Genomic DNA, 23,025 nt, shown 5'->3' on the forward strand with positions numbered 1-23,025 from the left:
TATTTAAAATAAAAATATGTTGAGTGATTTTTTGAAAAATAATTCTAAAAAAAGCGAACCTAAAAGTCAAAGCCAAAAATCAGCAGTCTTCACAAAGGACAACAAAAACAATGCACAATGTATTGTTTTAAAAGCTGTAGGCTACCCATTTGAGTTTGAAATGATGGAAAATAGCTTAGAAATCACTGATGAAGGATTGTTTGAACAGTATGCTCGTGACCAGTGGCTAGGCATGGAAGTCAATAGTGAAACATATCTCTTTGATCAAAAAATCATCCCCGATTTTGCATTCAAGGTAATATCTGCAGAACCTGAAAATTCAATAATTTCAGAAAAAACAAAAATAGAAATAATTATTGACAAAAAAAATAACAAAACAGATTTGACTGAAAGCACTGTTAAACTATCAGATGTTGTTGGTCAAACAAATGCAAAAAACAAAATTAAAGTTATTGAAAAATTTTTGTTAGACCCTGAAAGCTTTGGTGTGTGGGCTCCAAAAAATATTCTATTTTATGGTCATCCAGGTACTGGTAAAACCATGCTTGTCAAGGGACTTGCTGGAGAGGTTGAAGTTCCTTTGCATTTAGTTAAGGCAACTTCATTAATCGGCGAACATGTTGGTGATGCTGCATCTAAAATACATGATTTATTTGAAAAGGCATCTAAAAATTCACCATCAATCATATTTATTGATGAAATTGATGCAATTGCACTTCACAGATCATTCCAGTCATTGAGAGGGGATGTTTCTGAAATTGTTAATGCACTTCTAACCGAATTAGATGGAATTGATGAAAATAAGTTCGTCATTACTATTTGTGCTACAAATAACCCCTCTTCATTGGATAGTGCGGTTAGAAGCCGTTTTGAAGAGGAAATCGAATTCATCCTCCCAAATGATAAAGACAGATATGAAATATTTAAAAGAAACATTGAAACTCTTCCTATTGATTGTGATTTGAATATTGGGAAATTAGTTAAATTATCTAAAAATATGTCCGGAAGAGACATTAAAGAAAAGATACTTAAAACCGCACTCCATCATGCAATAGCTAATGATAAAGATATTGTTGATATGAGTGATATTGATTATGCTTTTGAATCAAGTAAAATCCGAACAGAAAATATAAAAGGAATGTTTGAATGAATTTATACGATAATGTTCACAATGCATTTAAATTTACCATAAAAAACTGGAAAGTCATTATATTATTGGGAATAATATTAAGTATTGGTGCTTCACTAACAGAAATGAAAACTGATAATTCAATTTTATTAACAATATCAATAATAATATCAACAATATTATTATTTTTTGAAGAATCATATCGTTATAAGATAATTGAAAATACTATTATGGGCGATAACAACCCACCTAAACCTGAATTTAATACTAGATTTTTAAAAGAAGGGATGATTGAATCTTCCATTTTGTTCATTTATACAGTCATTGCATTAGTAATATCCCAATTAATAGACATGATTAGTGATTTTTCAATCCAAACAATTTTATCTATTTTAGGAATTATAATATTTTTTTCAGTTATCGCATCAGGCATTAACAAAGCTCTGCATGACGGTAAATTTAAATCTGCATTCAACTTAATTGAAATATTTGCATTTTATAAAAATATAGGATTTAAAAATGCATTATTTTTAATTATTACCGGAACAATAAGTTATACATTAATTATAGAATGTGTCTTTGATTTTGGTAATTTAAATTTAACTGGTTTTATAGATATTATAATATCATTCTTTTTAAGTCCAATACTATTAGTGTTCCTGACCAGATTAATGGCTCTTTTTGGAAGAGAAGCCGTTAATGATTAAAATCAAATATATACTCTGCTGAGTTTAAAACATCCTTTTTATCTTCACATGCGGCGTTTTTTAAATTTTGTGAAATGTCAAAAAATATTTTATTCACAATGGAATTTGTTAAATTATTTAAAATTTTACTACTACCATCTACATCAGACAACTTTGAAGATGCTTTTTTTGTTTCACGTTGTCTTATTTCTTCCATAGACATTCTTAAACTAGATAGTAAATCTTCAACTTCCATTATTTTAAATGAATCTTTAAGTAAATGATATTCTTCGTTGATGATAATTTCGGCTTCATCGAATTCTTTCACACGAAGTTTTGTGTTATAATCCGCAATTTCGCGCAAATCATCAATATTAAACAGTTTAACATCCAATTCCTTAACATCATCAGAAATATCTCGAGGATTAGCAATATCAACCATCATTAAATCAGAATTAGTCAAACCAATATTTTCAAGCCTTTGTTTAGTTATTATTGAATGAGGTGCACTCGTAGCACTTATGACCAAATCAGCAGTTCTTAAATATTCATCGAGCTGTGAAAACAAAATTGCAGTTCCATCCAAATCCTCTGCAAGTTCAACTGCAACATAATAAGTCCTATTAGCTACAAAAATTGCATTCAAATCCTTTTCAGCAAGTGCTTTAGCTACCAATTTACCCATTTTTCCAGCACCAATGACCAGAACAGATTTACCTTTTAAATCACCCAAATGAGATTCTGCCAAATCAACAGCTGCAGAACCGATTGAAACAGAACCCTTATTGATATTGGTTTTATTCCTAACAACCTGCCCCACATGAATAGCTTTTGTAAAAATTAAGTCAAGAGATTTTCCGCAGTGGCGTTCCTTTGTAGCTTTAGCCTTGGAATCCTTTACCTGTCCCAATATCTGGTCTTCACCGACAATCATTGATTCCAGACCAGAGGTCATACGAAGCAAATGCATAACAGACGCATCACCATATTCAATTATAATGCTTTGATTTTCATGAGAAAGCAGATCATCATCCGGTGAAATATAATCATTGTGAATATAATATTCCTTACGATTGCAGGTGGAAATTTCAACATATTCATTGATGGAATACTTTTCCTGCAATTCATCAAATAAATCATCGATTTGTTTTGAAATATTCTCCATTGATTGAATATCTGCAATTTTATGGTCAACTCTTAAATTAAGTATCATCAAAATCCCCCTGTATTAACTCAAAAATAACTGATTTTGCTTCATCAATTTTTCTAGATTTAATTAATTCCTGAATCTCTTCATTTTCAAAAATTTCATATAAATAATCCCGTCTGTCCTTTTGATTGGAAACATATTCCTTTAAAAGTGAACGTGAATAATCCTGCAGTTCAATTTCTAAAATATCATCTTCAGTGATGATTGATTGTATTCTTTTTCTTAGTTGTTTTGCCATCAATGGACTTTTGCCATTGGTAAAAATAGAAATTTCAATATCTCCAATATTAAAACTTGTTGGAACAATTATATCCCCATTATCCGGAAAATCAGCACGATTTACTAATTTATCTTTAGATATATCTGCAACATAATCAGACAATTTTCTATCACCGCTTGCTATTACAACCAAATCTGACCAATCAACCAAATCATCCACATCATCAGTGGAATATAATTCAGCCCCATTTTTGGACAGTTCTTCATTGATTGAATTACCTGCAAGTTTTACAATTGCCCCATGATTTAAAAATTTATTTGCTCTTCTGGTTGCAACTTCACCAGTACCTAAAATAAATACTTTCAAAGCTGAAGTTTTTAAATAAAGAGCAGTCCAATCCATTTTAATCAGAATCTTGTAATGATTTTGCCTTAAGAACACTGACCGCTTTTCTCAAGTCATTATTACAATCAGTTAACACATTCATAGCTTCAAGTTTTGAAATGTTGAATGTTTCGGCAAGAGCTTCGGCTTTTGCATCCGGTGCTGGCTTTTGAACACCAATCAACTTTTCTGCAAGTTCTTTTTTCAAATCCAAATACTCATCATAACTCATTCCCATATTTCTTAAGGTCATATCCCTTAATGGACAAGGTTTAGATGGTTTGCAACACCAAATTAATGAGCCAAAACAAGTGCCTGCTCCTTCGCCCAATCTTGTATTTTTGCCAAATTCTGTTTTAATTTGAATATATTCCTGAGGAGTTAAGTTTACCTCCTCCAATGCATTTAAAACAGGACATGGCTTTACAGGAGGACAGCAGAAAGCAAGTCCCCTTATATCTCCACCTCTACATATATGAGATGGTGCATCTTCCCAAGTCATAATAATTCTCCATAAAAATATAATATTTTAATTTATCTTAATGGCAATATATAATACTTTGTAAAAATTGACCTGATTTAAGCAATCTTTTACTTTTGCAAAAATTACTATTATATATGGAAAACATATATTATTTTTGGAGATTATTTTATGAAATTATGGAATCCTGTTGCATTTTTTATTAGCTTAATTATGAGTATTGTAATGGCTTTAATCTTTTCATACCCTCAGGGAATGCCTGTTTGGTTATGTTTTGCATTATGGCCCGTGAGATGGCCTGTGGCATACTTTTTTGCTAACTTCATTTGTAATCCTTTAGGATTTAAACTGGCCGTTAAAGTTTTTAACTTTGATCCTCAAAAGGAATATGGTATCTGGAACCCTGTTCCATTCTTCATTAGCATGCAGATGAGTTTTATCATCCCCTTAATCTTTGCTGCAGGATTTGGAGGAATGAGCTTTGATGCATTCATCTATATGTGGCCAGTAAGATGGTTTGTAGCATACTGTTTAATTAACTTCATTGTTAGAAAGCTTGCATTTAAATTAGCAATTAAAGTATTCAATTATAATCCTGAGGCACATTAATGGAAATAAACGGAATAAACATTACAGTTCAAAGAAAAAATATCAAAAACATGTACCTTCGAGTGCTTCCGCCCGAAGGTAGTGTAAAAATTTCAGCGCCTTATTTTATAAGCGATGATGCAATAATCGAGTTTGTAAATTCCAGAATGGATTGGATTTTAGACAAGCAAGCTAAAATTAAAAATAAGGAGTATATTCCACCTTTAAAGTATGTAAACGGTGAAAAACACATGCTTTGGGGTGATGAATATAATCTGCAGTTAATATCCAATAACATCAAAACCGCTTTTGTAAAAGAAAATACTCTATATTTGCCCGTTTCAAAAAGAAGCAAACAAAAAAATCGCCAAAAGACCTTAGAAGACTTTTACAGAATAGAACTTCAAAAGGAAATAGCCAACATTTATGACAAGTGTACGGGAATTGTTGGAATGGAACCCTATGAAGTTAAGATTCGTAAAATGAAAAACTGGGGCAACTGCAAGCAAAACAAAATTATTACTCTTAACTTAAATTTAGCAAAAAAGCCTAAAATCTGTTTAGAATACGTTTTTATTCATGAATTATGTCATTTGATTGAATTCAATCATTCAAAAAATTTTAAAATACTGATGGATAAGAATTGCCCTAATTGGCGTGAAATAAAAAAAATATTGAATAGTTAAAAGAGAATAATTATCCTCTTTTAAGCATGTCTTCTTTTTCGTCCGGAGTGAGTTGATTAACGATATCTTCAGGAGTACCAATATCCAACAATTTTCCTCCTCTCATTAAAGCAGCCCTATCACAAACATCCAATACAAAGTCCATATCGTGAGAAATAATAATAAATGTTTGTTCTAATTCAGTACGTGCTTTTAATATTGAATCTGTAACAACTACACGAGTAATCGGATCCATTGTTCCTGTAGGTTCATCCAATACAATAAGCTTAGGTTCCTTGATTAATACCTGCGCAAGAGCTACCCTATGTTTTTCTCCCACACTTAACTCATCAGGATGCTTATCCAAAATGGATGTTGCAGTTGATTCATCAAATCCTACAGTAGTCAATGCATGAATTGCTTTGATTTTACCGAACTCTGCAGGAAGTTCTAAACTGATAGCATCAGTCAAGTTTCCTAAAATAGTTCTATGAGGATATAAGGAATATTCCTGGTGCAATAATCCGATATATGGCATGATACGTCCACGGTTAAGAGGTCCCACCTTTGTCATGTCAACCCATTCATCTTCACCAAGCCTGATTTCAATTTTACCGCTGCTTGGATCAGTCAGACCCATCAACATTCTTGTCGTGGTAGTCTTACCTGAACCGCTTAAACCTACAATACCGAATATTTCCTCTTTGTTAATGGTTAAGGTTACACCGTCAACAGCCTTGATAACTCCTCTTTCAATAGAGTAGTAATGTTTTTTAACGTCTTCCAATACAACTTCAGGTTCACCGAATTCTGGAATCTCCGGTTTTTCCGGAACAGGAACAGTGGCCATAAAGTTGTCTACAACAGTTTGTGGTTCCCCTTCCTCTTTGATTTCACCATTTTCAAACCATACAACCTTATCTGCAAGTTCTGTCATGACTTCTGGCCAGTGTGAAGTAATCAGCATTGTGATTCCTTCATCCTTTACACCTTCTTTTAAGGTATTGTGAAGTTTTACTGCAGTTTGTGGGTCTAGTGTACCTGTCGGTTCATCTGCTAAAAACATCATTGGGTCTTTAGCAAGCTGTCTTGCAAGCACAACTCTCTGTTTTTCCCCACCACTTAAATCACGTGCAATGTGTGTAATACGATGGTTCATTTGAACCATTTCTAATAAATCTAATGCTTTGTAGAGGCCTTCTTCATAATCGATTCCATCACCCATAGCTCTCATTACATTTTCAATTACAGTTTCTTCATCATATAATGCAAAGTTACGTTGCAACATGATGGAAATTCTTCTTTTTATCGCAGCGAATAATTTTCTGTCACAATTAAAGAAATCAACTTCCTGAACTGAAAGATCACATCCGCAACTGCATTTTTCACCATCTTTTGATGGCGGTTCAATAGTCAAACAGTTAGGACATACTGCAACATTCATTAACACTTTACCGGAATCTGGCTTATAATCAAGTGTTCCTCTGAGCATGTTGATTAAAACAGATTTTCCACTTCCACTACGACCTAAAATACCTAAGGTCTCTCCCTCATCAATTGTTAAGTTAATATCCTTTAAAACATCAACACCATTAAAAGATTTTGTAATGTTTTTAAGAGTTATAAAATTCATTGAACATCACCTATTGTATATACTAATAATAGTTTTAATTTTAAATATTAATAAGACTTTTGTTTTAAAAATTAGCAATATCAAAATTTAATGTTCCGGAAATTACTCCACGAGCTATTGAAAACCCATAAACTCCAGATCGATACATTTTTCTTATTTTTTCAGGAGAATCAATTGAATTATTTCCAATAACTTTAATATTCGTATTATTACAAACATTTTCCAGCAATTTCCAGTCTGCATCAAAAACATTGGGATCCATTGCGTCCAAATGCAGGTAATCTGCGCCGGCACTTTCTATTGCCCTTGCAATTTCTAATGTATCAATTCCTTCAACATTTGCACGTATCTTCACAGACACTTCACTTTCTGCATCATCAACAATTTTAGAGATAAAATCAACCAAATCAGGCCTTTTTAACATCTCCTGACCACAACCAATAGAAGTTATTTCTTCTTGACGGCAATGACAGTTTATTTCTATAATATCCAAATTATTTATTTTTGAAGCTTCAATTATTGGTTGGGGGATTGTTGAACGTACATTAGCACTGACCACCACATCAGGATGAACTTCCTTTATCAGATTTACTTCATTTTCTATATGGGGAATGATTTCATCCAGTTCAAAGTGAAATTCCTTTCTTCCCCTTTCAATGATTTTTTGAGATGCTTCTATAGTTTTTTCATCCAAACTATATCCGCCTAAAGTAACCGCATCAAAACCATATGGAATAACCTTGTTTAAGAACTTTGAATCCGTTATTCCTGCCATTGGTGCAACTACTTTTATTTAAAACACCCCAATCAGTATTCTTTTTCTACTACCCAAGTCCAAGGTTCATTATCACGTTCGCGTATTTCTTCAAGACCAATATCCGCCATATATGCTGCATCTTCGGCATTCTTGCCTCTTCCGATTCCGGCCTTAAGACCGATACCAATCTCTTCATCAATTTCAACCAGCATATCCTTAATCTCTTCTTCACTTAATCCGTTACATGGAGACATGAAGTTATCTCCACCAATGAAAAATAATAATGCTCCTTTTTTAATTAATTTAGTCATCAAGTAATGTTGAGCTTTATTGACCATGAAACTTGTATCAAAAGCAGATTCTATATCAGTTAAAGTTTCAGTTACACTATTAATATCAATATGTGCAGCTTGAACAAAGCTGTCTTCTTCAGAAACCAAACTATCAATAGCTAGAATTTCTTTTCTTTTTGAAGATTGTGCTCCGCCTTCTTTTTGAAGTGCAATAGTAGCTAATCTTTGAGCCTCATGAGGAGTTTCTGCAGCTCCAACACCCATACTTATAGTTATTGGATATCTGTTTCTGATTGATCTTTGAATTCTTAAATGATCCTCTTCATCCAAACCGTTTGAAATAGCTAGCAAATTGTCAAACCTTGTGAAAAAAACTAAACCTTTTTTATTTCCAAAATGATTATTCAAGTCTGCAAATAAATTTGCTTGTAACATTTGTAAATCTGATTCAGTACGTGGTCTTGGAGTCACTGTCCATGGACCATAATTGTCAATTTGTATCAAAGTCATTTGTATCATTACATTACCGCCTATTATTATACGATGCTATCCAAAATTTTTTTAGCCAAATTAATTTTAGCATCTGAACTATTCATTATAGTATTTGTAATTATTACTTTATTAATAATTTCGATTAAATTTTCTTTCAAATTTTCATCTTGTTCATCAATAACCAAAACATCTAAAAATTCCTGATACAATTTTGCAACACCAACTGATGAAACTTCAATATCCAAAGCTTTCATAAATTTGGATGCTGGTCCTGAAACTGAGTCATTTCCAATTATTGGTGAAACCGCAACAACAAAAGTATCTTTTAAAGCTTCTTTTACACCATCAAGAGAAAGTATTGGCAATATTGAAGTTATTGGATTTGATGGTCCAATTATTACCGCCTCGGAATTTTTGATTGCATCAATTACACCGTCAGCCGGTTTGACCTTTGAAAAAACAACATCCTTCACTTCAGGTTCTGACTGATGTTTAATTAAAAAATCGTGGAATTCCAATTCACCAATATCAGTTACAATTTTAATTTCAGAATTTTCATTGCTCATTGGAATAATTTTAGAATTAATACCCATATGTTTCGCTTGAATATTAACACTTTCTTCAAGCGAATGATTTTGCATCAATAGAGTCTTTTGTATTTTGGTAGCTCTGTCAATATCACCTATTCTAAGCAACTCTGGAGATGATAATTCTGCAAGTCTTTTATTGGTGATAAACGTATCGCCCTTAACGCCATACCATGTCTCGTCATTAATCATGTCAGCCATTGTGTATAAGACAGTATCAATGTCTGCAGACACATAAACTCCTGAAAAATAATCATTTTCCAAAGTATTAACTATGATAGACAAATCTTTAGTGTCAACAACTTCCTTAATTCCCTGTAACAATTTTGGAGTACCCGTCCCTCCAGATAAAACAGTGATCATAATAAACTACCTTCTAAATACATCAAATTCTTTTGGTCTGAGCAAAGGCCTAATATCTGAATCGGTTTTTCTTAAATGATTAAAAGCACTGAACCCAGAAATAATAACCACAGGAAGGCCCTCATCAGCCTGACCCATAATTAATGAAGCGGCACTAGCCAATTCATCAGCCGTTGCAATTTCTGTTGTTTCAAGTTCACGCCCATACAAATCTTTTTCACCAACTCTAACCCATAAAGGATTGATACCGCTGCATCCGATGGCAGTGCCTATTGCACCGATACGAAATGCTCTTCCCTGAGTATCAGTTATAATAACAGCCAAATCCTTTTCAAATTCAGATTCCAAAAATTCACGAATTTCTCTCGCTGATTGGTCAGGGTTTTCGGGAACTGGAGTTGCAAGACCATCTTCAACATTGGACTCATCAATTGCGGCATTTGCACAGACAAAACCCTGTTTTGTTTCGGTTACAATAAAATTTGGTCCGACTTCAACTATTTCCGTTGAATTTTGTAAAATTACTTCAACCAATTTAGGATCTTTTTTACAGATTTTTGCAACTTCCACAGCCTTATCAGATGGAACAATATCATCCAATTTAATAATGTTTCCTTCAGCCTTTGAAATTAATGTCTCAGCAATTAAAATAATATCCCCATCACATAAATCATAATCAGAATTTAAAATAGCTTCTTTAATTATTTTGGAAATATCATCACCAGATTTAACTAAAGGAATACCTTCTAAGCCAATTAACTTAATTTCCATAGTATCATCTTAAAAAAATAAAAAATTATGGATTATGAACTGCTATAGTCCATTCTCCATCAAAAACAGTAGCACAGGATGTTACCGGTTTTTTATAATTCGCAAAAGTGCCTTCATCAAAAATAAATTTGGCAGCTTCCTGAGAGGTCTTTGCTGAAAATTCAACAGAATCATGAACCTGACTGCCGTAAGTTGATATGAATACGGCTTCCCCATAAGGCACTTCTTCAACCAACAATTTTTTATCGTTAGCAATTCCAACATAACAAGCATATTCATCCTTTTTGTTTGTAGATGTTACAACACCTGCAATACGTGGAGTATGATAATCATCCTTTTCATAGTCCATAGTTAGTAAAGAATATGCTATTGCATCCTTGATATTCATTCCCAAAGATATTTTATCTGCAATTACATCAGTATGGGATCCATTTGATACAATCGCAGTATCACGAACAATACGCAGGCTATTGTAAGTGATATATGTATTTTCATAAATATCCTTTTCAAAACCTTCCTTTGGAACAACAGCTGCCCTATTATCAAATTTTATGCATTGCCTATTCGGAAATGACCTACTAGACACTCTGTATGCTGCAAAAGGTTTTCCATCACTATTCATTCCTATTGACAATATTCTACCAGTATACATACAATCTCTCCCTATTAGACTTTTGGACGTTGAACTGCTTGATCTGGAGAAATTCCATTAGGAGTATTGATGATAATTTCACCAGGTTTAATCGATATCTGTCCCTCATCCATAACCTTCGCCTGAACTCCAACAGCACCGCCGCTAATGGCATCTGAACGGTCAACACCATTAACAGTAACCTTATGCAAATTAGCAACAGGCACAATATAATACTCAGCATTACCTGATGTATCAGTTACATTAGGTTTACCGGTTGCACCACTGTCTGTAGCATCCATTGGTGCATCCACAGCTGAAAAATTACTAGTAACAACTAGAAAAATCATTATTGTAAATAAAATATCAATAAATGGAACTAAATTAATATTCGGTTTTTGATTATCCAAAAACCTTTTTTTATAAGATTTAACATCAATTGACATATCAACCACTTATTGTCTCAATTTACTTTCAGTAATTTCTGCATTCACATTACATTTTTCTAAAATAATATTAGAAATACTCTTATCCAACATACTCGGTTTAAATGAAACCTTGATATTTGCATAAGGATCTGAAATCAATCTTGTATTGACAACACCTTCTGCTTCCTGAAGTGCTGAAACAGCACATTCAACATTAGCTTCCACCCTAACTTTTACGACAGCAAAACCCCAGTTGGTCATTTTTGTAGCAAGCTCAATCTTATCCATTTCAGCTTCAATGAGACCTTGGATATAAGTATATAACGGTAAAAGAATAATAACAACCAAAAGACCCATAATGGTAGTGGTAAGTGCTACATAAATACCTTCAGCCATAGCAGCTGAGTTAGGGTTAACACCCAATGATTTGAAAGTCATCCAGATACCAATAACGGTACCGATTAACCCGATGAAAGGAGCTAGTTCAGTAATAGTTTTAATAGTGCTTAAACCTTTAGTCATTTTAGCAACTTCAACAATAAAGATTTGTTCCATACTTTCTTCAACTTCAGTTTTGTTCTTATAACCAATTTTTAAAGTTTCTGAAATAATCCTGGAAACAGGATTTTTAAATCTGTTAATTTGTTTTAGCGCTTCCACTGCACCTCCTCTTTCCATGGATGCAGTTACAACACCAAATATTTCAGTGGTGTCTACACGACTAATTTTTCTAAGATACGCAATTTTTCTAAGAGCGATAATAAGACCATAAATACCTATAAAAAGGATAATATATGTAATAATTCCTCCCTGAGTAAATATATCCATTATCCCATTAAAAACTGGCGTAATATATTCCATAACCATATTTTTCCTCTATATAAATTATATTAAAATAATCATTTATAAGAATAATATATTATTTCATATACTTAAAAATAGCTATTTATAAAATTAGATTAAAGTGGTTTGAACATCCTTAAGCTTTGCAACAGTTGACCATGACTTGCGAACAAAGACGGGCATTTCGTTATAGGTATAATTTGATAGAAATTTTTTTGTTGTTGGATCTGAAGGATATCCTGAGCCAATTCCACCAACATCTTCAAAGCATTTGTTGATTTCGGCGATTGCCTCATCCCTTGTTTGTTTTGCAATGATTGATGCTGCGCTTACTTCAATGTATTTGTCATCAGCCTTGTGTTCAGCTTTTACATGCTTTCCGGTTGCTCTTTGAAGCTTGTCCTGAAACCTTTGAGGCTTAACATCAACTGCATCAACAATAGCTTCATCAAAATCAAGTTTTTGAATAAGTTCCTGCATTCCTTTGCGCTCAATTTCATTTAAATTAACACCCTTAGCTCTTAAATTATCAATATCCTGTGCAGAATATACTACAGTATCAAAAACAAACATCTTTTTAAGTTTACGGGCCAGAACTTCCCTTCTTTGAGGAGTTAATTTTTTTGAGTCCTTGACACCCATATTGTCCAAAATAGCTTCCTTGCGTTTGTCAATTACAACGCCAGCAATAACAAGCGGGCCTAAAACAGAACCGCGTCCCGCCTCATCAATGCCTAAAATATCCATATTATCAAAAAAAAGTAAAAAAAAGAAATAATTTATTGGAATTATTTCATAGCTCTTAAACGTACTTCCGGTTCTAATGCAAGTGGTTCTGCTGCAACAATAGCAGTTCCTTTTGCAACCACAGTCATTGGATCGTCAGATATTTCGATTGGAATGGAAATTTCATCAAAAATTCTTTCTTTGATACCGCGAAGTCTTGAACTTCCACCAACTGCAACAGAGTTATTGTATACACCCATCATTAATTCCGGAGATAATCTTTCTAAAACTACATTCAAACCATCAATGATATCTTGCATGAATGGTTCTACTGCATCCGCCACGAGCATTGAGTCAATGACAACTTTTTTAGGCCTGTTAGTTTCTAGGGATTTTCCAATTACTTCTACGCTTAAGTTTTCAAGTTGTTCTGAACAGTGTACCATACCAACTTCCATTTTTGCAGATTCCGCATCATGAATACCAATTGCTACATCGTATTTTTCTGCTACAAGTTCGACAATCTTATTGTCGATGTCATCTCCACCACATCTAACGGTTTCTATATCATTAATACCACCGAGAGAAATGATAACAATATCAGTTGAACCTGCTCCGATATCAACAACCATTGTACCGTTTGGTTCAGCTATAGGAAGTCCGGCACCAATAGCTGCTGCAAGACCTTCACTAATAACAAGAATGTTTTGTGCACCTGCTTTTCTTCCAATTTCTTCAGCTGCATTCTTTTCCACTTCAGATGCGTCACCAGGAATACCAATAACTATTCTTCCAACACTTTCGCCTTCATTGATACCAATTTGCATTGCTTTAATGAGTAAAGCTTGTGCCTGTACAACGTTTTCAATTACACCTTTTTTAAGTGGTCTTACTGCAAGAATATCTTCAGGAGTTCTTCCCAACATTTTTTTAGCTTCTTCACCAACAGCTAAAACTTCACTTGGATCATCTTTTTTAACTGCAACAACTGATGGAATTTGGTATAAATCAAATTTATCGCCTGATGGTTTGGCTATAACAGTGTTTAAAGTTCCCAAATCTATCCCTAAACTATTACTAATAACTCTGGTATCAACAACTTCTTGTTCTTCCTCATCATTTCCGAAAATATTCATGACTAATCCTCCGTTATAATATCTTTAAAATCTATAACAAATATTTTATTAGATGTAGCAATACTTTGAACCTTTTCAACGTCTTCATCATTTTCTACTGAAATAAGTATTGTTGACAAAACAACCTCATTTGCATTATAAAATGGTTTTAAAGCAGATTTAATAAAACCGGGTAGTTTAACATCATCATTTATATCAACATCAATGAATCCTGTAGTTTGAGATTCCTGCAAAATCGCAAATGGAATTCTTGACTTTTCTATAACTGATACAGAATCCCTTATTGTATCATCAGGCGCAACAAAAGCCATTAGTTTGGAGCCTTCATTCAAGTAGAAGTGTGAAACCTTAATAAATGCTCCTCCCTTGGAAATGGAAACTCTGCCAAATTCTTCAATCTTTCGAGAGTTACCGTAAAGCATGATAAAATCAAACTTTTTACTTAATTTGCCTTCCTTTAATACAACATGTTCTCTGAATAGAATTTTTACGCTATTTTTGGATGCTATGGCCTTATAAGCTATATCATCTATCAAACCGACATTGCCTGCAACAATACACCATATATTATCATCAATTTTATCTTCATCAGAAGTAATCCTTGCTGCTTGTCTGAGAATGCGTATATTATCTTCTATCATCTAACTACTCACAATTATATTAATATAAGTTCCAAATACTTTTAATCAATAGTTAAATTAATTAAAAAACCCGATTTAGCTTTGAAAAAAATCGCTGAAATAAGGCACTATTAATTAAGGTCTAACAATATTAAATTACTTTAAATTATTATATATATTTTATCTTTAATTGAAATTTTTTTAATTTTTAAAGCAATATTTGGCAGCCCAATCAATTTTTTTAACTTGATAAAAATTACTTATTTTATAAAAAATAACCAAATATTAGTCAAAATAATTTAAATAAGTAATTATAATCTTTTATATAAGTTAAACTTAATAATCACAAGATTAATAATAATATTAAAGCTTTTTAGAAATTTTTTATAAAATTATTAAAAAAGCTTCCTAAGTATTTGGATACCTATCACAGCATTACCTCTTTAATCCAAATACTTAGTTTTTATTAAAGTTAATGAGGGTTTAGTATGATAAAACCAGACAAACCGAATTATCCGAAAGGATTCGGCGAACTTGATGATTTAAAAAATAATGAAATTCCAAGACCGAAACCAAAACAAGAAAAAGAATTAACAGCGATTGAAGTCTTCAACAATAAATTAGGTTCATTATTCAAAAACAGAAAATCTGAGGATATCAGTGATGAGAAAAAAAGAAAAATCGGAAAGATTATCACAACAATAATCATCCTGACACTAATAATTTCAGCATATTATTTTATTATTTATGAACCGACACAGCAGGAACTTAATGAAGCGAAAACCTCAAAATTAAATGAACTGCATTCCCTCTACAAAGGCCCAATGGCAGATGCAGGAAATGTTTATACATTAGAATCCAAAATAAATGATGCTAATAACATTTATGAAGTTCAATCAATAAACATTGTCAAGCTTGCAACAACGGACTGGAAAAAATTCCATATTAAAAGCATTCATGAAAATACAGATCAGTTTAACCGGACAATGGCAGTTTATGAAAATAATTCAAGAAACACAATAATGCCTGCCAGTGAAGCAATAGACTTTGTAAATTCAAACAATGTTGAAAAGTTATCTGAAGTCATATTTGAAAAGCCAAATACAGTATCAGTCCCGATAATGGTATCCCGCCTGCAGGCAGGAGCCGGACTTGTAAGCGTCGGAAGCATTGTTGACATCTACAAAAACAACAATGATACTTTCAATGACTCAGCAGATACGAACAAAAGCGAGGCCGATGTCAGTGGATGTACTGTATTATCAATAATGAGATACGAAGACAATGGCGAAATAGATTCACAATATTCTAAAGGAAATACAATTGTGGAAGGAAACAACACTAATCCAAATGAAAATACACAAACTTTTACTTCAAATGTTTTGGAGATGCTTAAAGGAGCAATTATTAAAGGATATGATGAAAAAACTACAATGGACATGTTAAAGGATTATGGTATTAAGCTATCAAATTATGAAAGACAGATTAACCTTGGAGATTTGGATGCGGAATATATGCTTTTAATCGAAGTACCGCAAGACAAGGTATCTTTTATAATAAATAATATGGACAGCATTGTCCTGACAATACCAACTACAAAAGCACCGTCATGGATGTCCACTGAAATCAATTCAACATATGCCGGATAGAAAAATTATATTAATAAAATTAACAAAAATGATACTATGGCAAAATCAGTTATTTCAACAGTTATTGTAATCATATGTATTATAATAATAGGTTTATATGCAGCAGGAGAAGTTAATTATTTTTCACAAAAAACCGTGAGTGAGAAAAATATAACCTCTCCAGTAGTATTGATTGAAAAAGTAGGAATTAATGAGAAAATAAATAATGTTAGTTTATCACAGGGAGTAATGCTTGATGAAAAATCAGGCATCCCAACACAGGGCGATGTTGTGCTGTTTGGACATAGAACACTTCAGGGCTCACCATTCCTAAGATTAAATGAAGTGAATAATGGAGATACCATAACATTGGAATGGCCGGGAATCGGTGAAGTCAAATATAGCGTAACGAACAAAAAGATAGTACCTGCAACATATAAATTGGAAACCAATCAAAGCGGAAACCATATTTTGTTGATTACTTGTGACCCAATTGGTTCTACAGAAAACAGATTGATTATTGAAGGTGAACAAACAAATGTTAGTGGAGTGAATGAAAAAATCATTTCAGACAATCCGCAGCAATCCAATGCATTTATAATTACAGGAATATTCTCGATTATTGGTCTTATAATATCATTTATTTATCCAAAGGACTCCAGACCTTATATTTTAGCCACTGTATTAATAATAACAATAATGCTTGTGTATTTCTGCTTTAATCCGATGTCTTCACAGTTTATTTATGACAATATTATCATTTTGAATGGTGGAATTTAAATGGACGTTAATGAAAAGTATTTCTCAAACATAACTTCCCGTGAAAGGGCAATATTTGAAGGTGGAATCAGCATGGGTGCACTATTCCATCAATTTGTTGGAACACCAGTCAATATCAAAACAAAAGAAGGATTGGAAAGAACAATCGAAGAGTCATTTAAACTTCAGCCGGCAATTGAGGATGTTGAAGTCAAAATCAACTTAAATGACAATACTGGCTTTGATTATATTTCACTTTCCGGAGATATGCTTGATGTTAGAATACATACTGTAGTGGATGACGTTAAAGCAATAATCAGAATAGAGTATATTGAAGAGTTGAATTATCCTTTAATGTATGTTGAAGAAATTTAGAATAACTCTTCCAAATCATTTAAAAATTCTTCTAAATGAGTTTTAGTTACATGGTTCATCAGAACAATCCTGATTGCTTTTGGACAGTTTGCAACTGAAACTTTCCACCCATTTATTTTTTCTAATTCTTTTGATAATTCATCCGGACTTTTTTTAGGATGGTTAAAAGCAACAATATTCAATTCGGGCTCGACTATAACATCATAACCTATTTTTTCAAGAGATTCTTTTAAAAAGAGAGTGTTTTGCATCAGTTGGTCTGCAAGTTCAGCATAACCGGAACGACCGAAATATTTTAAAAGTGCATATGTTGCAACAGTTGATGCTCCAAGTCTAGTTCCAACAATTGTTGATTGAGTTTTTACAGTCAAATATGGAGAATCTACTGCCATAACTTCAAGATATTCTTTTTTTCTAAAGATTATTCCTCCTGCAGGAATCGGTGCAAGACCCATTTTATGAGGATCTACTGTTATTGAACAGACTCCAGGAAGCTTAAAGTCAAACTCTGGAAAATCATAGCCAATATCCTTTAAAAAAGGTATTGAAAAGCCACCGAATGCAGCATCAACATGAAAATAGATATTGTTTTCATAAGCAATTTGAGATATTTCTTCAATTGGATCGATCAGTCCCAATTCAGTTGTACCAGCAATTGCTACAATCGCAACAGTATTATCAGTAATTTTATTTTTAACAGATTTAACATCGATTTTATAATTTTCATCCAAATCCGCTTCAATGATTTTCAGATTCATCATGTCCGCTGCCTTTTTAAATGAAAAATGAGCTGATCTTGGAAGGATTATTTCACCATTTTTAATTCCTTTATATTTTCTTGCATGATTTCTTGCAGCCCTTACAGCCATAATATTGGCTTCAGTTCCGCCAGTTACAATATTTCCATAAGCATTATCCAAGTTCAACAATTTACCAATGATTTTAATTGTTTTGTCTTCCGTGGCTTTTGTTCCCTTAAAAAGACCTGGATCTCCAAGGTTGCTGTCAAGAAATTTAGTGTAAACTTCCTTTGCAAAAGGATGTGCTTCTGTACACATTGATCCTAAAATACGGCCACTGGAATATTTTAAATCTTCATTTTGAATTGAATCCAATTCTTTTAAAATTTCATCTTTATCTATTGGCAAATCATTCATAAAATCATCTATTAATAATTAAAATTAAAAAAAGAAAAAAAGAAAAAATTTATTCTAGACGCTTACGGGCAGCTTCTAAAATAATTTTTTGTTCAGCTCTAGCTACGGTTTTTCTAACTTCAGCTACAGCATCAGCATTGGAACTAACAGAGGTAATTCCAAATTTAACGAGTTTTTCAACTATGTGTGGAACACTACCTGCTTGACCACAGATACTGCATGTTACACCTGCTTCAGCACATTTCTTAATAGTTCTTTCTATTAATTTCATTACTGCAGGGTGTTCTTCAGTATAGTGTTTAGCTACGAATTCATTGTTTCTGTCAACTGCAAGAGTGTATTGGGTTAAGTCATTAGTTCCTAAACTTACAAAGTCAACTCCAATAGCCAAGTAGTCTTCAATAGTCAATGCAGCTGCTGGGATTTCAACCATCATACCAAAGTCAACATCCTTGTGAGGTTCAAGGCCTACTTCAGAACATAATGCCTTAGCCTGGATTAATTCAGATGGGCTTTGTGATAATGGAATCATAATACCAATGTTTGTGTATCCTTGTTCGTGTAATTTTTTAATAGCTTTGAATTCACATTTAAGGATTTCAGGTTGATCCAATTCTCTCCTGATACCTCTCCAACCAAGCATTGGGTTGTGTTCTTCAGGTTCGTTTTCTCCACCTTCCAAGGTAATGAATTCATCTGTTGGTGCATCCAATGTTCTGTACCATACAGGTTTTGGATAGAATGCATCAGCTACAATCTGTACGTTTTCAGCAATTGTATTAATCAATTCATCTTCTTTACCGTCAGCGATGAATTTTCCAGGGTGAATTCCTGCAGTTAACATCAAGTGTTCGGTTCTTAAAAGTCCGACACCATCTGCACCTGTTGCTGCTGCACGTTCTGCTGCTTCAGGCATACTTACATTTGCTTTAACTTCAGTTACAGTTAAGATTGGTGCTTCAGCTGCTACTGCAGTTGCTTGAGGAGCTTCTTCTTCAACTTTTTTAATTCCTTCAAATACTAATCCTTTTTTACCGTCCAAGGTAACTCCAGTATTTTCTTTTAATGTTTTTGTAGCATCTCCGGTTCCTACAACACAAGGAATACCTAATTCACGGGAAATGATTGAAGCGTGACAGGTTACTCCACCTTCATCTGTTATGATACCGCTTGCCCTTCTCATAGCAGGCACCATATCAGGAGTGGTCATTGTTGTAACCATTACATCTCCTTCTTCGATTTTGTCTAATTCATCGATGTCTAAAACAATTTTTACATTACCTGTTGCGATACCTGGACTTGCACCTAAACCTCTAACGAGAACTTCACCTTCAACTCCAGCATCATCATCTGCTGCAGGAGCATCGCCGTCTAAGGTAGTGATTGGTCTAGCCTGGAGAAGGAATAGGTTATCTCTTTCAAATGCCCATTCGGTATCCATTGGTTCGCCGTAGTGAGCTTGCACTCTTTTACCCATTTCAGTCAATTCAATGAGTTCGTCATCAGATAAAACACGTTCCATTCTTAAGTTTTCAGGAACATTGACTTTTACACTGGTTCCGCTTTCATCATTAGTGTACATTACTTTCTTATCAGAAATGGTTACATTGATTATTTCATTGTTGGTTTTGTCAACCTGATAGTTATCAGGAGTTACATCTCCAGACACTACTGCTTCACCAAGACCCCATGATCCTTCGATTAAAGCAATTTCTTCACCGGTTGATGGGTTTACGGTAAACATTACACCAGCTTTATCTGCAATAGCCATTTTTTGAACAACAACAGCAATCAATACTTTTGAGTGTTCAAAGTTGTTTTCTTCACGGTAGAAAATAGCTCTTGCTTCAAATAATGATGCCCAACATTTTCTGATGTATTCGATTACTTCTTCATCACCACTTACGTGTAAGAAAGTATCTTGCTGACCTGCAAATGAAGCTTCAGGTAAATCTTCAGCGGTTGCTGATGATCTGATAGCCACATCAGTGTCATCTTCGCCTACTCTTTGACAGAGCTGATTGTAAGCTTCTTTAATAAACATTACCATATCCTCTGGAATAGGAGTTTCAATAATGATAGATTTAATTTCTTCAGCTGCAGATTGAAGAGCTTTTGTATCATTGATATCAATTTGATCTAGGATATCTAAAACTTTATCATTAATTCCAGAGTCTTCCATGAATTTTTCATAAGTTTCTGCTGTTACTACAAAACCCGGCGGGACAGGGATGCCTGCTTGAGTGAGTTCACCCAAATTAGCTCCTTTACCACCTGCAATTCCAATATCAGACTTATTTAAATCTTCAAATTTTTGTACGTACATGAAATATAACCTCTTGGTTTATAAAAATTGAAAAAGTTAAAACTTAGTCAATAATACTATTATTTTTAATTTCTATATTTAAAATACTTTGTTATGTTATTTTCAATTAAGAAATAGGATGAAAAAAAGTTATTGAATAGTTAAAGAAATGGTTGATTAAAATTGCATTAGTTATTATTGTTGCTATTATATTTTATCATTACTTGAATTTAAGTATATTTGTAAATAAAAAAAGAAAAAAATTTAGATAATATATGCATGTAATTAAGAACATTGTGATATTTCAAATCCATGCCCATAAAAAATAACATTTTCCCATAAATTTAAAACTATTTATAAGGGTGTCCGCCAAAATTAATTTTTGAATTTTGTGCAAAAAAATTTTAGCATTATTTTATACTATTTTTTAAATATTTTAATTCATTATTCTTAAATTTTAATTTTATATATTAAATTTTTGTTTTATTTGTTTTTAATTAATTATGAGTTTTTGTTTTGGATTTAACTGTTTTTTAAATAGTTAAGTTTATATACTTTGTTATACATATTTTATATTAGGTATAAGTTATTTTGGTGTTGTTGTTTATGGTTAAAAGAAAATTTGACAAGAATCAGACAAAATTAGGCATTAAGACATTAGATTGGAATGTTCCGAAGGATCATATTTCTCGTTTTGTCGTTGATTTTATTGAAGATGTTTTTCCTCTTTTGGAAATTGATGAACCTAAGAAAAAGAAAAGAAGAGAGCCTTTACCTCTAGATTCAATGTTAAAATTGCTTGTTTATGCTAAAATCCAGCATATTGATAGAACATCCATAATTGCGGATATGGCAAGGTACCATGATATTTTTAGGTTCGTTTGTGACGATATTAGACCATCTGAACGTTCAATTCAAAGGTATCGAAGAGAATACGGTCGTTATTTCGAAGTATTATTACAAATGACATTGAAAAAGGCATTTGATGAAGGTTTTACGGAATTTAATCACGTTGCTATTGATGGAACCATCAAAAAAGCATATAATTCCAACAACAACACAATCTCCAAAAAAGAAACCAAAATATTGGTTGATTACTACGAAGGACGCCCAGTTAGTCCTGAAAGCCTTGAAAAACTCCATAAACCTGCCCAAAGAATATTGGAAAAAAAGGACATGAGTGATGAAGATAAATTAGAACTATTGTATGGAATAGAAACACAATTCACATTCACAGGACAAGATAGAATACCAGTAAACGATATTGAAGCACGTTTTATGAAAGGAAAGAAAGGAAATTACATGGTTGCCTACAATATCCAATCTGCAGTCGATTACGACACCAAACTAATCTGCGCAATAAACGTCACACAAAGCCCAACAGACCATTATGAACTACCAGCAATCGCTAAAAAAGCAATACAAAACGTAAACACCAAACCAAAATACATAAGCGCAGATACAATATATTTAAATCAAATATCACTATCATACCTAGCAGATGAAAAAATAGAAGGATTAATACCAACAAGAAAACAATCAAAAGAAAAAATAGGAAAATTAAACGAAAATCCATACCATAAAGACCACTTTGAATACGATTATGAACAAGATGCATTTAAATGCCCAGAAAACCAATACTTACATTTCTACGCGAAATACACAGAACCACACAAAGATTCAAAAAAACCAGACAAAGTAAAAAGGATATACAACAATTACAATGCATGTAAAAACTGTAATGCACGAACAAAATGCTGTGCATCCTCACAAACACACAAAACAATCACAGAATACGGTTCAGAATTACAAAAAGCAATGAACCACAAAATGGAAAAACAAAAATATAAAGACGAATACGCAAAAAGATCAAGCGTTGAAGGACCATTCGGAATATTCAAAGAACAATTCCAAATAGAAAAAGAAGTAGTCGTCGGAATGATAAAAACAGAAGAAAGAATAAACCTAGATGCATTAGCATACAATCTAATCAGATTATACAACATAAAACAAGAAATAGAAAATACAACGGAAGATTTAGAAGATTTCTGTGAAAGTACATCCATTAAAAATCAATTACAACTCACAGCAACCATATTCTAAAAAAATAGGGTTCAAAACTAAAATTTAATTTTGGCGGACACCCATAAATATTAAA

At 32.9% G+C, this 23,025-nt stretch carries 24 protein-coding genes; 8 read left to right on the forward strand and 16 right to left on the reverse strand.

The genetic code is table 11. From position 1 onward, the window contains the following. The first annotated feature begins 31 nt into the window (after positions 1-31). Together SM9_RS09500 and SM9_RS09505 are read left to right on the forward strand one after the other, a co-directional pair. The gene (locus SM9_RS09500; protein ID WP_058739912.1) at positions 32-1,150 is read left to right on the forward strand and encodes an AAA family ATPase; all 1,119 of its coding nucleotides are present in this window, start codon (positions 32-34) and stop codon (positions 1,148-1,150) included. Beyond that, positions 1,147-1,836: a DUF4013 domain-containing protein gene (locus SM9_RS09505; protein ID WP_058739913.1), complete on the forward strand. Its 690-nt coding sequence runs from the start codon at positions 1,147-1,149 to the stop codon at positions 1,834-1,836. Before SM9_RS09500 ends, SM9_RS09505 begins: the two co-directional genes overlap by 4 nt. Here the strand turns inward: SM9_RS09505 and hemA are convergent. Genes hemA through SM9_RS09520 form a run of 3 tightly spaced genes read right to left on the reverse strand, consistent with a single transcriptional unit; the run spans position 1,826 to position 4,131 of the window. Next, the gene (gene hemA / locus SM9_RS09510; protein ID WP_058739914.1) at positions 1,826-3,028 is read right to left on the reverse strand and encodes a glutamyl-tRNA reductase; all 1,203 of its coding nucleotides are present in this window, start codon (positions 3,026-3,028) and stop codon (positions 1,826-1,828) included. The genes SM9_RS09505 and hemA overlap by 11 nt on opposite strands. Then, entirely contained in the window at positions 3,018-3,647 is a 630-nt protein-coding gene (locus tag SM9_RS09515; protein WP_058739915.1) for a precorrin-2 dehydrogenase/sirohydrochlorin ferrochelatase family protein, read from the reverse strand. Before SM9_RS09515 ends, hemA begins: the two co-directional genes overlap by 11 nt. Position 3,648: 1 nt before the next feature. Beyond that, on the reverse strand, positions 3,649-4,131 hold the full coding sequence (locus SM9_RS09520) for a methanogenesis marker 9 domain-containing protein (RefSeq protein WP_058739916.1): 483 nt from the start codon (positions 4,129-4,131) through the stop codon (positions 3,649-3,651). 150 nt (positions 4,132-4,281) lie between these two features. Between SM9_RS09520 and SM9_RS09525 the strand changes: the two genes are divergently transcribed. Then, positions 4,282-4,719: a hypothetical protein gene (locus SM9_RS09525; protein WP_058739917.1), complete on the forward strand. Its 438-nt coding sequence runs from the start codon at positions 4,282-4,284 to the stop codon at positions 4,717-4,719. Continuing rightward, positions 4,719-5,384, forward strand: a complete 666-nt coding sequence (locus SM9_RS09530) for a M48 family metallopeptidase (RefSeq protein WP_058739918.1) — start codon at positions 4,719-4,721, stop codon at positions 5,382-5,384. The genes SM9_RS09525 and SM9_RS09530 overlap by 1 nt, the downstream gene beginning before the upstream one ends. Positions 5,385-5,394: 10 nt before the next feature. Here SM9_RS09530 and atwA read toward each other — a convergent pair whose 3' ends face one another. From atwA to SM9_RS09585, 11 genes are all read right to left on the reverse strand, one after another. Next, positions 5,395-6,996 carry a methyl coenzyme M reductase system, component A2 gene (atwA, locus tag SM9_RS09535; protein WP_058739919.1) on the reverse strand — a complete coding sequence of 534 codons (1,602 nt, stop codon included), beginning with the start codon at positions 6,994-6,996 and terminating at the stop codon, positions 5,395-5,397. A gap of 64 nt (positions 6,997-7,060) precedes the next feature. Continuing rightward, positions 7,061-7,771 (reverse strand): MJ0144 family RNA dihydrouridine synthase-like protein, encoded by a 711-nt coding sequence (locus tag SM9_RS09540; protein WP_058739920.1) that lies wholly within the window; start codon positions 7,769-7,771, stop codon positions 7,061-7,063. Positions 7,772-7,803: 32 nt separating this feature from the next. Next, positions 7,804-8,565 (reverse strand): GTP cyclohydrolase III, encoded by a 762-nt coding sequence (locus SM9_RS09545; protein WP_058739921.1) that lies wholly within the window; start codon positions 8,563-8,565, stop codon positions 7,804-7,806. Between the two features lie 17 nt (positions 8,566-8,582). After that, a complete protein-coding gene (cofD, locus tag SM9_RS12200; RefSeq protein WP_058739922.1) occupies positions 8,583-9,488 on the reverse strand; it encodes a 2-phospho-L-lactate transferase in 906 nt (301 codons plus the stop codon). 6 nt (positions 9,489-9,494) lie between these two features. Further along, entirely contained in the window at positions 9,495-10,259 is a 765-nt protein-coding gene (locus tag SM9_RS12205) for a coenzyme F420-0:L-glutamate ligase (protein WP_058739923.1), read from the reverse strand. Between the two features lie 25 nt (positions 10,260-10,284). Then, on the reverse strand, positions 10,285-10,911 hold the full coding sequence (locus SM9_RS09560) for an IMP cyclohydrolase (RefSeq protein ID WP_058739924.1): 627 nt from the start codon (positions 10,909-10,911) through the stop codon (positions 10,285-10,287). Positions 10,912-10,925: 14 nt separating this feature from the next. Next, positions 10,926-11,336: an ExbD/TolR family protein gene (locus SM9_RS09565; RefSeq protein WP_058739925.1), complete on the reverse strand. Its 411-nt coding sequence runs from the start codon at positions 11,334-11,336 to the stop codon at positions 10,926-10,928. A gap of 9 nt (positions 11,337-11,345) precedes the next feature. Further along, entirely contained in the window at positions 11,346-12,185 is an 840-nt protein-coding gene (locus SM9_RS09570) for a MotA/TolQ/ExbB proton channel family protein (protein ID WP_058739926.1), read from the reverse strand. 87 nt (positions 12,186-12,272) lie between these two features. Further along, the gene (rnhB, locus tag SM9_RS09575; RefSeq protein WP_058739927.1) at positions 12,273-12,908 is read right to left on the reverse strand and encodes a ribonuclease HII; all 636 of its coding nucleotides are present in this window, start codon (positions 12,906-12,908) and stop codon (positions 12,273-12,275) included. Between the two features lie 41 nt (positions 12,909-12,949). Beyond that, on the reverse strand, positions 12,950-14,023 hold the full coding sequence (locus tag SM9_RS09580; RefSeq protein WP_058739928.1) for a rod shape-determining protein: 1,074 nt from the start codon (positions 14,021-14,023) through the stop codon (positions 12,950-12,952). Positions 14,024-14,025: 2 nt separating this feature from the next. Beyond that, on the reverse strand, positions 14,026-14,664 hold the full coding sequence (locus tag SM9_RS09585; RefSeq protein WP_058739929.1) for a hypothetical protein: 639 nt from the start codon (positions 14,662-14,664) through the stop codon (positions 14,026-14,028). 467 nt (positions 14,665-15,131) lie between these two features. Here SM9_RS09585 and SM9_RS09590 point away from each other — a divergent pair, with 467 nt between their 5' ends. From SM9_RS09590 to SM9_RS09600, 3 genes are read left to right on the forward strand one after another with little or no spacing between them, the layout of a single operon-like run. Beyond that, positions 15,132-16,292 (forward strand): DUF515 domain-containing protein, encoded by a 1,161-nt coding sequence (locus SM9_RS09590; protein ID WP_058739930.1) that lies wholly within the window; start codon positions 15,132-15,134, stop codon positions 16,290-16,292. A 36-nt stretch (positions 16,293-16,328) separates the two neighbouring features. Then, positions 16,329-17,051, forward strand: coding sequence for a class E sortase (locus tag SM9_RS09595; protein WP_058739931.1), 723 nt, complete (start codon positions 16,329-16,331; stop codon positions 17,049-17,051). After that, positions 17,052-17,405, forward strand: coding sequence for a dihydroneopterin aldolase family protein (locus tag SM9_RS09600; protein WP_058739932.1), 354 nt, complete (start codon positions 17,052-17,054; stop codon positions 17,403-17,405). Here SM9_RS09600 and mfnA read toward each other — a convergent pair. Together mfnA and ppsA are read right to left on the reverse strand one after the other, a co-directional pair. Beyond that, positions 17,402-18,562, reverse strand: coding sequence for a tyrosine decarboxylase MfnA (gene mfnA / locus SM9_RS09605; protein ID WP_058739933.1), 1,161 nt, complete (start codon positions 18,560-18,562; stop codon positions 17,402-17,404). The two genes, SM9_RS09600 and mfnA, sit on opposite strands and share 4 nt — an antisense overlap. Before the next feature lie 49 nt (positions 18,563-18,611). Continuing rightward, entirely contained in the window at positions 18,612-20,888 is a 2,277-nt protein-coding gene (ppsA, locus tag SM9_RS09610; protein ID WP_058739934.1) for a phosphoenolpyruvate synthase, read from the reverse strand. A gap of 585 nt (positions 20,889-21,473) precedes the next feature. Between ppsA and SM9_RS09615 the strand changes: the two genes are divergently transcribed. Beyond that, positions 21,474-22,970, forward strand: coding sequence for a transposase (locus SM9_RS09615; RefSeq protein WP_058739935.1), 1,497 nt, complete (start codon positions 21,474-21,476; stop codon positions 22,968-22,970). The last annotated feature ends 55 nt before the right edge of the window (positions 22,971-23,025 follow it).

The sequence above is a fragment of the Methanobrevibacter millerae genome (assembly GCF_001477655.1).
Lineage (GTDB): Archaea > Methanobacteriota > Methanobacteria > Methanobacteriales > Methanobacteriaceae > Methanocatella > Methanocatella millerae_A.